Consider the following 13383-nt stretch of genomic DNA (forward strand, 5'->3'; position numbering starts at 1 on the left):
GCACTAGATAGGATTGCGGAGAAAGCAGATGAGCGCGCTCTATATGATTGTCGGCACCCTGGTCGCCTTGGGTGTGCTGGTTACTTTCCATGAATTCGGCCATTTCTGGGTGGCGCGCCGCTGCGGCGTCAAGGTGCTGCGCTTCTCCGTGGGGTTCGGCACGCCGCTGCTGCGTTGGCATGATCGTCGTGGCACCGAGTTCGTGCTGGCGGCGATTCCCCTCGGCGGCTACGTGAAAATGCTCGACGAGCGCGAGGCGCCGGTTGCGCCGGAAGAGCTCGATCAGGCCTTCAATCGCAAGACCGTGCGCCAGCGCATCGCCATTGTCGCTGCCGGGCCGATCGCCAACTTCCTGTTGGCGATGGCGTTCTTCTGGGTGCTGGCGATGCTCGGCAGCCAGCAGGTGCGTCCGATCATCGGCGCGGTGGAGAGCGGCAGTATCGCCGCCAAGGCCGGTTTGAGCGTCGGTCAGGAAATCGTCGCCATCGATGGCGAGCCGACCACCGGCTGGTCCGCCGTCAATCTGCAGTTGGTCCGTCGCCTGGGAGAGAGCGGCACGCTGCGGTTGCAGGTGCGTGAGCAGGGCTCGACCAGCGACTCGCCGCGTGAGCTGATCCTCGATCGCTGGCTGCAGGGCGCCGACGAGCCGGATCCGATCAAATCCCTGGGGATTCGTCCCTGGCGCCCGGCGCTGCCGCCGCTGCTGGCCGAACTCGACCCGAAAGGCCCGGCCCAGGCCGCCGGCCTGAAGACCGGTGATCGCCTGCTGTCGTTGAATGGCGATGCGGTCGATGACTGGCAGCAAGTGGTGGACTGGGTCCGTGTGCGACCTGATACCAAAATTGTGCTGCATGTCGAGCGTGATGGTGCTCAAATCGACGTCCCGCTGACCCTGGCTTCCCGCGGTGAAGGCAAGTCCGCCACCGGTTACCTGGGGGCCGGTGTCAAGGCCGTGGATTGGCCGCCGGAGATGGTTCGCGAGGTCAGCTTCGGGCCTTTGGCGGCGATCGGCGAGGGGGCCAGGCGTACCTGGACCATGAGTGTCCTGACCCTGGATTCGCTGAAGAAAATGTTGTTCGGCGAGCTCTCGGTAAAAAACTTGAGTGGACCGATAACCATTGCTAAAGTGGCGGGCGCTTCGGCCCAGTCGGGCGTCGCTGATTTCCTGAATTTCCTGGCTTATCTGAGTATCAGCCTGGGGGTTCTGAATTTGTTGCCCATCCCGGTACTGGATGGGGGGCATTTGCTGTTTTATCTGATCGAGTGGGCACGTGGTCGCCCCTTGTCGGAGCGAGTACAAGGTTGGGGGATACAGATCGGTATCAGTTTGGTGGTCGGGGTGATGCTACTTGCCCTGGTCAACGATCTGGGTCGACTGTAACGCGTCGCGAAAATTGCGAATCTGCCGCATTTTGCGGCAGTTTGTTTATTGCCAGTTGGAATAAGAAAGGACTTCATGAAACGTCTGCTGCTAACTGCGGTTCTCACCGTATTGATGATCGCCGAAGTTCACGCCGAGTCCTTCACTATCTCCGATATTCGTGTCAACGGCCTCCAGCGGGTATCCGCTGGTAGCGTGTTTGGCGCGTTACCGTTGAACGTCGGGGAGCAAGCGGATGACCGTCGCCTGGTGGAATCCACTCGTGCGTTGTTCAAAACCGGTTTCTTCCAGGATATCCAGCTGGGCCGCGACGGCAACGTCCTGGTCATCACGGTCGTCGAGCGGCCTTCGGTGGCCAGCATCGATATCGAAGGCAACAAGGCAATTTCGACTGATGACCTGATGAAGGGTCTGAAGCAATCCGGCCTGGCCGAAGGCGAGATCTTCCAGCGCGCGACCCTCGAGGGTGTCCGTAACGAACTCCAGCGCCAGTACGTGGCCCAGGGCCGCTACTCCGCCGAGGTCGAGACCGAAGTGGTACCGCAGCCACGCAACCGCGTCGGCCTGAAGATCAAGATCAACGAAGGCACCGTTGCCGCCATCCAGCACATCAATGTGGTGGGTAACACGGTATTCCCCGACGACGACCTGATCGACCTGTTCGAACTCAAGACCACCAACTGGTTGTCGTTCTTCAAGAACGACGACAAGTATGCCCGTGAAAAACTTTCCGGTGACCTGGAGCGTCTGCGTTCCTACTACCTGGACCGCGGCTATATCAACATGGATATTGCCTCGACCCAGGTTTCGATCACGCCGGACAAGAAAAACGTCTATATCACCGTCAACGTCACCGAAGGCCAGAAGTACAAGGTTCGCGACGTGAAGCTCAGCGGCGACCTGAAAGTGCCTGAAGACCAGGTCAAGTCGCTGTTGCTGGTCGAGAAGGGCCAGGTGTTCTCGCGCAAGCTGATGACCACCACTTCGGAACTGATCACCCGCCGCCTGGGTAACGATGGCTATACCTTCGCCAACGTCAATGGCGTACCGACGCCGCATGATGACGACCACACCGTCGATATCACCTTCGTGGTCGATCCGGGCAAGCGTGCCTACGTCAACCGTATCAACTTCCGTGGCAACACCAAGTCCGCGGACGAAGTTCTGCGTCGTGAAATGCGCCAGATGGAAGGCGGTTGGGCTTCCACCTACCTGATCGACCAGTCCAAGACCCGTCTCGAGCGCCTGGGCTTCTTCAAGGAAGTCAACGTCGAGACCCCGGCTGTTCCGGGTGTCGACGACCAGGTCGACGTGAACTACGCCGTGGAAGAACAGGCTTCGGGCTCGATCACCGCCAGCGTCGGCTTTGCCCAGAGCGCCGGTCTGATCCTGGGTGGTTCGATCACCCAGAACAACTTCCTCGGTACCGGTAACAAGGTCAGCATCGGCCTGACCCGCAGCGAATACCAGAGCCGCTACAACTTCGGCTACGTCGACCCCTACTGGACCGCCGACGGCGTCAGCCTGGGTTACAACGTGTTCTACCGCACCACCGACTACAAGGACCTCGACGTCGATGTAGCCAGCTACGCGGTAGACAGCCTGGGTGCCGGCGTCAGCGTGGGCTACCCGATCAGCGAGACTTCGCGCCTGACCTTCGGTCTGACTGCCCAGCAGGACAAGATCAAGACCGGCCTGTACACCGTGGACGAGATCTTCGACTTCGTGAACCGCGAAGGCGACAGCTACCTGAACTTCAAGGCATCGGCTGGCTGGTCGGAATCGACCCTGAACAAGGGCGTCCTGGCGACCCGTGGTCATTCCCAGAGCCTGACCCTGGAAGCCACTACGCCCGGCAGCGACCTGTCGTTCTTCAAGCTCGACTACCGCGGCCAGGTGTTCACACCGCTGACCGACAACTACACCATGCGTTTCCATACCGAGCTGGGTTATGGCGACGGCTACGGTTCGACGAACGGTCTGCCGTTCTACGAGAACTACTATGCAGGTGGTTTCAACTCGGTTCGCGGCTTCAAGGACAGTACTCTGGGGCCTCGTGGCACGCCTAGCCGTGGTGTCGGCGTGACCGGCAACGTCGGTACCATTGCCGACTCGGACAACGATCCGCTGCCGTTCGGTGGTAACGTGCTGATCCAGGGTGGTGCCGAACTGCTGTTCCCGCTGCCGTTCGTGAAGGACCAGCGTTCCCTGCGCACCTCGGTATTCTGGGATGTGGGTAACGTGTTCGACTCCAAGTGCGATCAGGTCAAGAACACCAACGGCACGTCTTCGCAGACGCAGTGCAACGATATCAGCCTGACCAACCTCGCCAGTTCCGTGGGCGTGGGTGTGACCTGGGTTACCGCGCTCGGTCCGTTGAGTTTTGCCTTGGCCATGCCAATCAAGAAACCGGATAACGCCGAAACTCAGGTGTTCCAATTCTCCCTCGGCCAGACGTTCTAACGGTCAGGCCCAAGATAACGACAATGGATTTTGTAGGAGTTTATCGTGCGTAAGTTGACTCAACTGGTGCTGCTGGCGACTGTTCTGGTAGCGACCCCGGCATTTGCCGAAATGAAGATCGCGGTCCTGAACTACCAGATGGCCCTGCTGGAATCCGACGCGGCGAAGAAATACGCCGTGGATGCCGAGAAGAAGTTCGGCCCGCAACTGACCAAGCTGAAAACCCTGGAAAGCAGTGCCAAGGGCATCCAGGACCGTCTGGTCAGCGGTGGCGACAAGATGCAGCAAGGCGAGCGTGAACGTCTTGAGCTGGAATTCAAGCAGAAGGCCCGTGACTTCCAGTTCCAGTCCAAGGAGCTGAACGAAGCCAAGGCCGTTGCCGACCGTGAAATGCTCAAGCAGTTGAAGCCGAAACTGGACAGCGCGGTAGAAGAAGTCATCAAGAAAGGTGCCTTTGACCTGGTGTTCGAGCGTGGTGCAGTGATCGATGTCAAACCTCAGTACGACATCACTCGCCAGGTTATCGAGCGCATGAACCAGCTGAAGTAATCCATGACCGCGACTATCAAGCTCGGCCAATTGGCCGAGATCCTCGGCGCCACCCTGCGTGGCGACCCGGAGAAGGAAATCACTGGGCTGGCCACCTTGCAGGAGGCTGGCCCAGCTCAGTTGAGCTTTCTGGCAAATCCCCAATACCGTAAATACCTGACAGATTGCCAGGCCGGTGCCGTGTTGCTCAAGGCTGCCGATGCCGAGGCGTATGCCGGGGATTCGCTGGTGGTGCCTGATCCGTACATGGCGTATGCGCGCATTTCGCACCAGTTTGATCCAAAGCCCAAGGCGCCAGCGGGAGTCCACCCCAGCGCTGTGGTGGCGGCGGATGCGTTCGTCGATCCGATGGCGAGTATCGGTGCCTTCGTGGTTATCGAAAGCGGCGCGCGCATTGGCGCGGGTGTCACCATCGGCGCGCAGTGCTTTATCGGCGCTCGTTGCGAGATCGGTGAGGGTGGCTGGCTCGCGCCACGCGTGACGCTCTACCACGATGTACGTATCGGCAAACGCGTGGTGATCCAGTCCGGTGCCGTGCTGGGCGGGGAAGGTTTCGGCTTCGCCAACCAGAAGGGCGTCTGGCACAAGATCGCCCAGATCGGCGGCGTGCTGGTCGGTGACGATGTGGAAATCGGCGTGAATACCGCCATCGACCGTGGAGCCCTGGCCGATACGATCATCGGTAACGGGGTCAAGCTCGACAACCAGATCCAGATCGCTCATAACGTCCAGGTGGGTGATCACACCGCAATGGCGGCCTGCTGCGGCATTTCCGGCAGCACCAAGATCGGCAAGCACTGCATGCTCGCCGGTGGCGTCGGCCTCGTGGGGCATATCGAGATTTGCGATAACGTTTTCCTGACCGGAATGACCATGGTGACCCACTCGATCACCGAGCCGGGCTCCTATTCTTCCGGTACGGCCATGCAGCCGGCAGCCGAATGGCGCAAGAGCGCGGCGCGTATTCGCCAGCTCGACGACATCGCGCGGCGACTGCGACAGCTGGAAAAACGTGTCGGGGACGTGACCCCGGACGCGGACGCTTCATCTGAAGGCTGATACCATTTCCATATCAAGTAGTCGCCAGAGTCTGTACGAAAGCTGCCTTCTTGATTTGCTAGAGGAGCGCGCCCGCAGCGTGCTCCCCATCTTTACTACAGGCTTCCCCACGAAATGATGGACATCAACGAGATTCGCGAATACCTGCCTCACCGTTACCCGTTCCTGCTGGTGGACCGGGTGGTGGAACTGGATGTCGAGGCCAAGCGCATTCGTGCCTACAAGAATGTCAGCATCAACGAGCCTTTCTTCAACGGTCACTTCCCGGCGCATCCGATCATGCCGGGTGTCCTGATCATTGAAGCCATGGCCCAGGCTGCCGGCATCCTTGGTTTCAAGATCCTGGACGTGAAGCCTGCCGATGGCACCCTTTACTATTTCGTCGGTTCCGACAAGCTGCGCTTCCGCCAGCCGGTCAAGCCGGGTGATCAGTTGATCCTCGAAGCCACCTTCATCAGCTGCAAGCGCAAGATCTGGAAGTTCGAATGCCAGGCTTCGGTTGATGGCAAGCCGGTGTGCTCGGCCGAGATCATCTGTGCGGAACAGGCGGTATGAGTTTGATTGACCCTCGCGCAATCATCGATCCGACGGCCGTGCTGGCCGACGGCGTTGAGGTCGGCCCCTGGTCGATCGTCGGCGCAGGTGTGGAAATCGGCGAGGGAACAGTGATCGGGCCGCATGTGATCCTCAAGGGCTCGACCCGGATCGGCAAGCACAATCACATCTACCAGTTTTCCTCGGTAGGTGAGGATACCCCTGATCTCAAGTACAAGGGCGAGGACACCCGCCTGGTGATCGGTGATCACAACATCATCCGCGAAGGCGTGACGATCCACCGTGGCACGGTCCAGGATCGCTCGGAAACCACGCTGGGCGACCACAACCTGATCATGGCCTATGCCCATATCGGCCATGACAGCGTGATCGGCAACCATTGCATCCTGGTCAACAACACCGCGCTGGCCGGCCATGTGCACGTGGATGACTGGGCGATCCTGTCCGGCTATACCCTGGTACACCAGTTCTGCCATATCGGCGCCCACAGCTTCTCCGGCATGGGCACCGCCATCGGCAAGGACGTTCCGGCCTACGTCACGGTGTTCGGCAACCCCGCCGAAGCCCGCAGCATGAACTTCGAAGGCATGCGTCGCCGGGGCTTCAGCGAGGAAGTGATCCATGCGCTGCGCCGGGCCTACAAGGTGGTGTATCGCCAGGGCCTGACCGTGGACCAGGCGATTGCCGAACTGGCCGAGCCTGCCGCGCAGTACCCTGAAGTGGCAGTGTTTCTCGAATCGATCCAGTCCTCGACCCGCGGCATCACCCGCTGATCATGGCCAGCCTGCGTATTGCGCTGGTCGCCGGTGAAGCGTCCGGCGATATTCTCGGCTCCGGTCTGATGCGTGCCCTCAAGGCCCGGTATCCCGCTGTCGAGTTTATCGGCGTGGGTGGGCCGCTGATGGAGGCGCAGGGGCTGGTCTCCTATTTCCCCATGGAACGCCTTTCGGTCATGGGGCTGGTCGAGGTGCTCGGCCGCCTGCCTGAGCTGCTCAAGCGGCGCAAGAATCTGATCCAGACGCTGATTGCCGAGAAACCGGACGTCTTTATCGGCATCGACGCCCCGGACTTCACCCTCAATATCGAACTCAAGCTGCGGCGTGCCGGGATCAAGACCGTGCACTACGTCAGCCCGTCGGTCTGGGCCTGGCGCCAGAAGCGGGTACTGAAGATCCGTGAAGGCTGTGATCTGATGCTGACGCTGTTGCCGTTCGAGGCGCGTTTCTACGAAGAGAAGGGCGTACCGGTGCGGTTTGTCGGGCACACCCTGGCCGATACCATTCCGCTGCAGGCTGATCGGGCTGCCGCGCGTGCCGAACTGGGCCTGCCGGACGGTCCGTTGGTGGCCTTGATGCCGGGCAGTCGCGGCGGCGAAGTCGGACGCCTGGGCGGCCTGTTCCTGGATACGGCGCAGCGTCTGCAGGCGATGCATCCCGGCATCCGTTTTGTCATGCCTTGCGCCAGTCCGCAGCGCCGCAGCCAGATCGAGGCCTTGCTGGTGGGGCGCGACCTGCCGCTGACCCTGCTCGACGGACAGTCCCACAAGGCCCTGGCGGCCTGTGACGCGGTGCTGATCGCCTCCGGTACGGCCACCCTCGAGGCCTTGCTCTACAAGCGCCCGATGGTGGTCGCCTACCGCCTGGCACCGTTGACCTTCTGGATTCTCAAGCGCCTGGTGAAGAGCCCCTATATCTCCCTGCCCAACCTGCTGGCCCAGCGTTTGCTGGTGCCCGAGTTGTTGCAGGATGACGCCACGCCCGAAGCGCTGGCCAGGACCCTGTCGCCGTTGATCGAGGATGGCCGGGAACAGACCCGCAGTTTCGACGAGATCCACCGGACCCTGCGCCTGGATGCCTCGAACCAAGCCGCCGACGCGGTCCTGACGTTGATCGGAAAGCCCGTATGAGTAATGTGAGGATGCAGATGGGGCTGGACTTCAGCCTGGTGGCCGATGCCGGGGAACTGGTGGCCGGCGTCGACGAAGTCGGTCGCGGCCCGCTTTGCGGTGCGGTGGTCACGGCGGCGGTGATCCTCGATCCCAAGCGGCCGATTCTCGGGCTGAACGACTCGAAGAAGCTGACCGAGGCCCGCCGCGAAAAGCTGTACGACGAAATCCGCGAAAAAGCCCTGAGCTGGTGTATCGCCCGGGCCGAGGTCGAGGAAATCGATGAACTGAATATCCTCCATGCGACCATGCTCGCGATGCAACGGGCGGTCGCGGGCCTGCATATCCAGCCCAGGCTGGCAATGATCGACGGCAACCGCTGCCCGAAACTGCCGATGCCGGCGGAAGCGGTGGTCAAGGGTGACAGCAAGGTGCCGGCGATTGCCGCGGCGTCGATCCTGGCCAAGGTCAGCCGTGATCGTGAAATGGCGGTTTTCGAATCGATCTATCCCGGCTACGGCATCGGCGGCCACAAGGGCTATCCGACGCCGGTGCACCTGGAAGCCCTGAACCGCCTGGGGCCGACCCCGATTCACCGGCGCTCGTTCGCGCCCGTGCGGCTGGCCTGGGAAGCCCGTGAGGGGCTTGTCGAGCTTTAGTCTGCTGATGTTTTAGCCAAGGCCCGGTACAATCCGGGCCTTGTCGTTTTTCATGCTTCTACAGGATCACTATGCCGGCTTCATTCGTTCACCTGCGCCTGCACACTGAATACTCCCTGGTCGACGGCCTGGTGCGGATCAAGCCGCTGGTCAAGGCCCTGGCCGGCCTGAACATGCCCGCCGTGGCGGTGACCGACCAGAACAACATGTGTTCCCTGGTCAAGTTCTACAAGACCGCCATGGGCGCCGGGATCAAGCCGATCTGCGGCGCCGACCTGTGGCTGTCGAACAAGGACCCCGATGCGCCGTTGAGCCGCATCAGCCTGCTGGCGATGAACCCCCTGGGTTATCGCAACCTGACCGAGCTGATCTCCCGTGGTTTCATCGACGGTCAGCGCAACGGCATGATCATCATCGAGCGCGAATGGGTCGCCGAGGCCAATGAAGGCCTGATCATGCTGTCGGCGGCGAAGGAGGGCGAGATCGGCATGGCCCTGCTCGGCGATAACGCCGCGGAAGCCGAAACCCTGGCGCGTGAGTGGATGGCGGTGTTCCCGGACCGCTTCTACCTGGAGATCCAGCGGACCAATCGCCCCAACGACGAAGAACAACTGCACGGTGCCGTGGCCCTGGCCGAGAAGCTGGGCGCGCCGCTGGTGGCGACCAACGATGTGCGTTTCATCAAGCAGGAAGACTTCGAGGCCCACGAAACCCGCGTCTGCATCGGTGAGGGCCGGGCCCTCGACGATCCGCGTCGCTCGAAGAACTACAGCGACCAGCAGTACCTGAAAAGCGCCGAGGAAATGGCCGAGCTGTTCAGCGATCTGCCCGACGCCCTGGAAAACACCGTCGAGATCGCCAAGCGCTGCAATATCGAAGTGAAGCTGGGCAAGCACTTCCTGCCCAACTTCCCGATTCCCGATGGCATGACCATCGACGAGTATTTCCGCAAGGTGTCGTTCGACGGTCTCGAAGAGCGCCTGGCGGTCCTGCTGCCCAGGGAGACCACCGAAGACTACGAGGCCAGGCGCCAGGTCTATGTCGACCGGCTGAATTTCGAGCTGGATATCATCATCCAGATGGGGTTCCCCGGTTACTTCCTGATCGTTATGGACTTTATCCAGTGGGCCAAGAACAACGGCGTGCCGGTCGGTCCCGGCCGGGGGTCGGGTGCCGGTTCCCTGGTGGCCTACGTGCAGAAGATCACCGACCTCGACCCGCTGGAATATGACCTGCTGTTCGAACGTTTCCTCAACCCGGAACGGGTTTCCATGCCCGACTTCGACGTCGACTTCTGCATGGACGGCCGCGACCGGGTGATCGACTACGTGGCCGAGAAATACGGCCGCAACGCGGTGAGCCAGATCATCACCTTCGGTTCCATGGCCGCCAAGGCGGTGGTGCGTGACGTGGCGCGGGTGCAGGGCAAGTCCTATGGCCTGGCGGACCGCCTGTCGAAGATGATCCCCTTCGAAGTCGGCATGACCCTGGAAAAAGCCTACGAGCAGGAAGAAATCCTGCGCGACTTCATCAAGGTCGATGAAGAAGCGGCGGAAATCTGGGAGATGGCGCGCAAGCTCGAAGGCGTGGTGCGTAACGTCGGTAAGCACGCCGGTGGCGTGGTGATCGCGCCGACCAAGCTGACCGACTTCTCGCCGATCTATTGCGACGAAGAAGGCGATGGCCTGGTAACCCAGTTCGACAAGGACGACGTCGAGGCCGCCGGCCTGGTGAAGTTCGACTTCCTCGGCCTGCGGACCCTGACGATCATCGACTGGGCGCTGAAGACCATCAACCGCGACCGCGCCAAGGTCAACGAGCCGCCGCTGGATATCGCCTTCATCCCGCTGGATGACAAACCGACCTACAGCCTGTTGCAGAAGGCCGAGACCACCGCGGTATTCCAGCTTGAATCCCGCGGCATGAAGGAGCTGATCAAGAAGCTCAAGCCCGACTGCCTGGAAGACCTTATCGCCCTGGTGGCCCTGTTCCGTCCGGGCCCGTTGCAGTCCGGCATGGTGGACGACTTCATCAACCGCAAGCACGGCCGCGCCGAGCTGGCGTATCCGCATTCCGACTACCAGTACGAAGGCCTCAAGCCGGTGCTGGCGCCGACCTACGGCATCATCCTGTACCAGGAACAGGTGATGCAGATTGCCCAGGTCATGGCCGGCTACACCCTCGGCGGCGCGGACATGCTGCGTCGAGCCATGGGCAAGAAGAAACCCGAGGAAATGGCCAAGCAGCGCGGCGGTTTCATCGAGGGTTGCGCGACCAACAATATCGACCCGGACCTGGCCGGTAACATCTTCGACCTGGTGGAGAAGTTCGCCGGTTACGGCTTCAACAAATCCCACTCTGCCGCCTACGGCCTGGTGTCGTACCAGACCGCGTGGCTGAAGGCCCATTACCCGGCGCCGTTCATGGCCGCGGTACTCTCGGCGGATATGCACAACACCGACAAGGTCGTGACCTTGATCGAGGAAGTGCGGACCATGAAGCTGCGCCTCGACGCACCGGACGTGAACACCTCGGAGTTCAAGTTCACGGTGAACGACGAAGGCCGGATCATCTATGGCCTCGGCGCCATCAAGGGCGTTGGCGAAGGCCCGGTGGAAGCGATTACCGAAGCGCGCCAGGCGGGACCGTTCGAGGACCTGTTCGATTTCTGCGCCCGGGTCGACCTCAAGCGCATCAACAAGCGCACCCTCGACGGCCTGATCCGCAGCGGTGCGCTGGATCGTCTCGGACCGTATTTCTACGACGAACCCAAGCCGTACCAGGCCAATATCGACCGTAACCGCGCAGTCCTGCTGGCGGCGATGGAAGAAGCGATCAAGGCCGCGGAACAGACTGCGCGTACCCACGACAGCGGCCACGCCGACCTGTTTGGCGGCTTGTTCGTCGAAGAGGACGCGGATGTCTACGGCAATCACCGCAAGGCCAAGGAGTTGACCCTCAAGGAGCGCCTGAAAGGCGAGAAGGACACCCTCGGCCTGTACCTGACCGGTCACCCGATCGACGAGTACGAAGGCGAGATCCGTCGTTTCGCCCGCCAGCGCATCATCGACCTGAAGCCGGCCCGGGATACCCAGACCGTGGCGGGGATGATCATCAACCTGCGGGTGATGAAAAACAAAAAAGGCGACAAGATGGGCTTTATCACCCTCGACGACCGCTCGGCGCGAATCGAGGCGTCATTGTTCGCCGATGCCTTCATGTCGGCCCAGTCGCTGTTGCAGACCGACGCGATGGTGGTGGTCGAGGGCGAGGTCAGCAACGATGACTTCTCCGGGGGCCTGCGCCTGCGGGTCAAGCGGGTGATGAGCATGGAAGATGCCCGGACCAACCTGGCCGAAAGCCTGCGCCTGAAGGTGCAGAGCGCCGCGCTCAAGGGCGATGAGCTACGCTGGCTGGGCGAGTTGTTCAAGAAGCACCGGGGCGCCTGCCCGATCACCATGGAGTACACCGGCCAGGATGCCAAGGCCCTGCTGCAGCTCGGTGACGGCTGGAAGATCGACCCGGCGGACAGTCTGATTCAGGCATTGCGTGACCAGTTCGGGCGAGACAACGTCTTTCTCCAATACCGTTGAGGTGGTGGTGCCATGAATGCGCCCCGACCTTGAACTTACTTTTAATCTCGACCTGAGCGCGCCATATCCCTTAAGGTAGGGCGCGATACAGATCAATCGGCCGGCCAGGCTGTGTAAAAACTACTGTGCTCGACCCAAGACGGATGCTTATGAACCCGAATTTTCTTGATTTCGAACAGCCGATCGCTGACCTGCAAGCCAAGATCGAAGAACTGCGCTTGGTCGGTAATGACAATTCGCTGAACATCGGCGATGAAATCTCTCGCCTGCAAGACAAGAGCAGCACGCTGACCGAAGACATTTTCGGCAAGCTGACCAGCTGGCAGATCGCGCGCCTGGCGCGTCATCCGCGTCGTCCGTACACCCTGGACTACATCGAGCACATCTTCACCGAGTTCGATGAGCTGCACGGCGACCGTCATTTCTCCGACGATGCCGCGATCGTCGGCGGTATTGCCCGTCTGGAAGACCAGCCAGTGATGGTGATCGGTCACCAGAAAGGCCGTGAAGTGCGCGAGAAGGTTCGCCGCAACTTCGGCATGCCGCGTCCGGAAGGCTATCGCAAGGCCTGCCGCCTGATGGAAATGGCCGAACGCTTCAAGATGCCGATCCTGACCTTCATCGACACGCCGGGCGCCTACCCGGGAATCGATGCCGAGGAGCGCAACCAGAGCGAGGCCATCGCCTGGAACCTGCGGGTCATGGCGCGCCTGAAGACGCCGATCATCGCCACCGTTATCGGTGAGGGTGGTTCCGGCGGTGCACTGGCGATTGGTGTCTGCGACCAGTTGAACATGCTGCAGTACTCGACCTACGCGGTGATTTCTCCGGAAGGTTGTGCGTCGATCCTCTGGAAAACCGCCGAGAAGGCTCCGGATGCCGCGGAAGCCATGGGTATTACCGCCGAGCGCCTGAAAGGCCTGGGCATCGTCGACAAGGTGATCGCCGAGCCCCTGGGCGGTGCCCACCGTGATCCGGTGGCCGCGGCGGCCCTGATCCGTGCCGAACTGAGCTCGCAGCTGGCGATGTTGAAGAAATTCGACAACGATGCGCTGCTGGCCCGTCGCTATGAGCGATTGATGAGCTACGGTCTCTAAGTGACCTGATGGAGCGCCCCTGAATTCCAAGGCGGCGCTCACCCCTGCAGGAGCCGGCTTGCCGGCGATTCGAGCCGTCGATGCAAGACTTGCCGGCCTCGTCGCCGGCAAGCCGGCTCCTACAGGTTTGTGTTTCAGTCAG

General features: G+C 61.3%; 10 protein-coding genes. All 10 read left to right on the top strand.

What is annotated here, in order from left to right:
• Positions 1-28 precede the first annotated feature (28 nt).
• The 10 genes from rseP to KI243_RS06435 all read left to right on the top strand — a co-directional run bounded on the left by rseP (position 29) and on the right by KI243_RS06435 (position 13241).
• Entirely contained in the window at positions 29-1381 is a 1353-nt protein-coding gene (gene rseP / locus KI243_RS06390; protein ID WP_017127125.1) for a sigma E protease regulator RseP, read from the top strand.
• Positions 1382-1456: 75 nt separating this feature from the next.
• Entirely contained in the window at positions 1457-3844 is a 2388-nt protein-coding gene (gene bamA, locus KI243_RS06395) for an outer membrane protein assembly factor BamA (RefSeq protein ID WP_042935724.1), read from the top strand.
• Between the two features lie 45 nt (positions 3845-3889).
• Positions 3890-4393, top strand: a complete 504-nt coding sequence (locus KI243_RS06400) for an OmpH family outer membrane protein (RefSeq protein WP_017127127.1) — start codon at positions 3890-3892, stop codon at positions 4391-4393.
• A gap of 3 nt (positions 4394-4396) precedes the next feature.
• Positions 4397-5452, top strand: coding sequence for a UDP-3-O-(3-hydroxymyristoyl)glucosamine N-acyltransferase (gene lpxD / locus KI243_RS06405; protein WP_017127128.1), 1056 nt, complete (start codon positions 4397-4399; stop codon positions 5450-5452).
• A gap of 114 nt (positions 5453-5566) precedes the next feature.
• On the top strand, positions 5567-6007 hold the full coding sequence (gene fabZ, locus KI243_RS06410) for a 3-hydroxyacyl-ACP dehydratase FabZ (RefSeq protein ID WP_017127129.1): 441 nt from the start codon (positions 5567-5569) through the stop codon (positions 6005-6007).
• Positions 6004-6780 (top strand): acyl-ACP--UDP-N-acetylglucosamine O-acyltransferase, encoded by a 777-nt coding sequence (gene lpxA / locus KI243_RS06415; protein WP_017127130.1) that lies wholly within the window; start codon positions 6004-6006, stop codon positions 6778-6780. Before fabZ ends, lpxA begins: the two co-directional genes overlap by 4 nt.
• A complete protein-coding gene (gene lpxB / locus KI243_RS06420; RefSeq protein WP_167331642.1) occupies positions 6780-7913 on the top strand; it encodes a lipid-A-disaccharide synthase in 1134 nt (377 codons plus the stop codon). The genes lpxA and lpxB overlap by 1 nt, the downstream gene beginning before the upstream one ends.
• Positions 7914-7924: 11 nt before the next feature.
• A complete protein-coding gene (gene rnhB / locus KI243_RS06425; RefSeq protein ID WP_104009863.1) occupies positions 7925-8551 on the top strand; it encodes a ribonuclease HII in 627 nt (208 codons plus the stop codon).
• A gap of 71 nt (positions 8552-8622) precedes the next feature.
• Positions 8623-12144, top strand: coding sequence for a DNA polymerase III subunit alpha (gene dnaE / locus KI243_RS06430; protein WP_017127132.1), 3522 nt, complete (start codon positions 8623-8625; stop codon positions 12142-12144).
• Positions 12145-12293: 149 nt separating this feature from the next.
• Complete coding sequence (locus KI243_RS06435; RefSeq protein WP_017127133.1) at positions 12294-13241, top strand: acetyl-CoA carboxylase carboxyltransferase subunit alpha; 948 nt, start codon at positions 12294-12296, stop codon at positions 13239-13241.
• Positions 13242-13383 lie beyond the last annotated feature (142 nt).

This window comes from Pseudomonas sp. Ost2 (assembly GCF_018326065.1).
Taxonomy (GTDB): domain Bacteria; phylum Pseudomonadota; class Gammaproteobacteria; order Pseudomonadales; family Pseudomonadaceae; genus Aquipseudomonas; species Aquipseudomonas gingeri.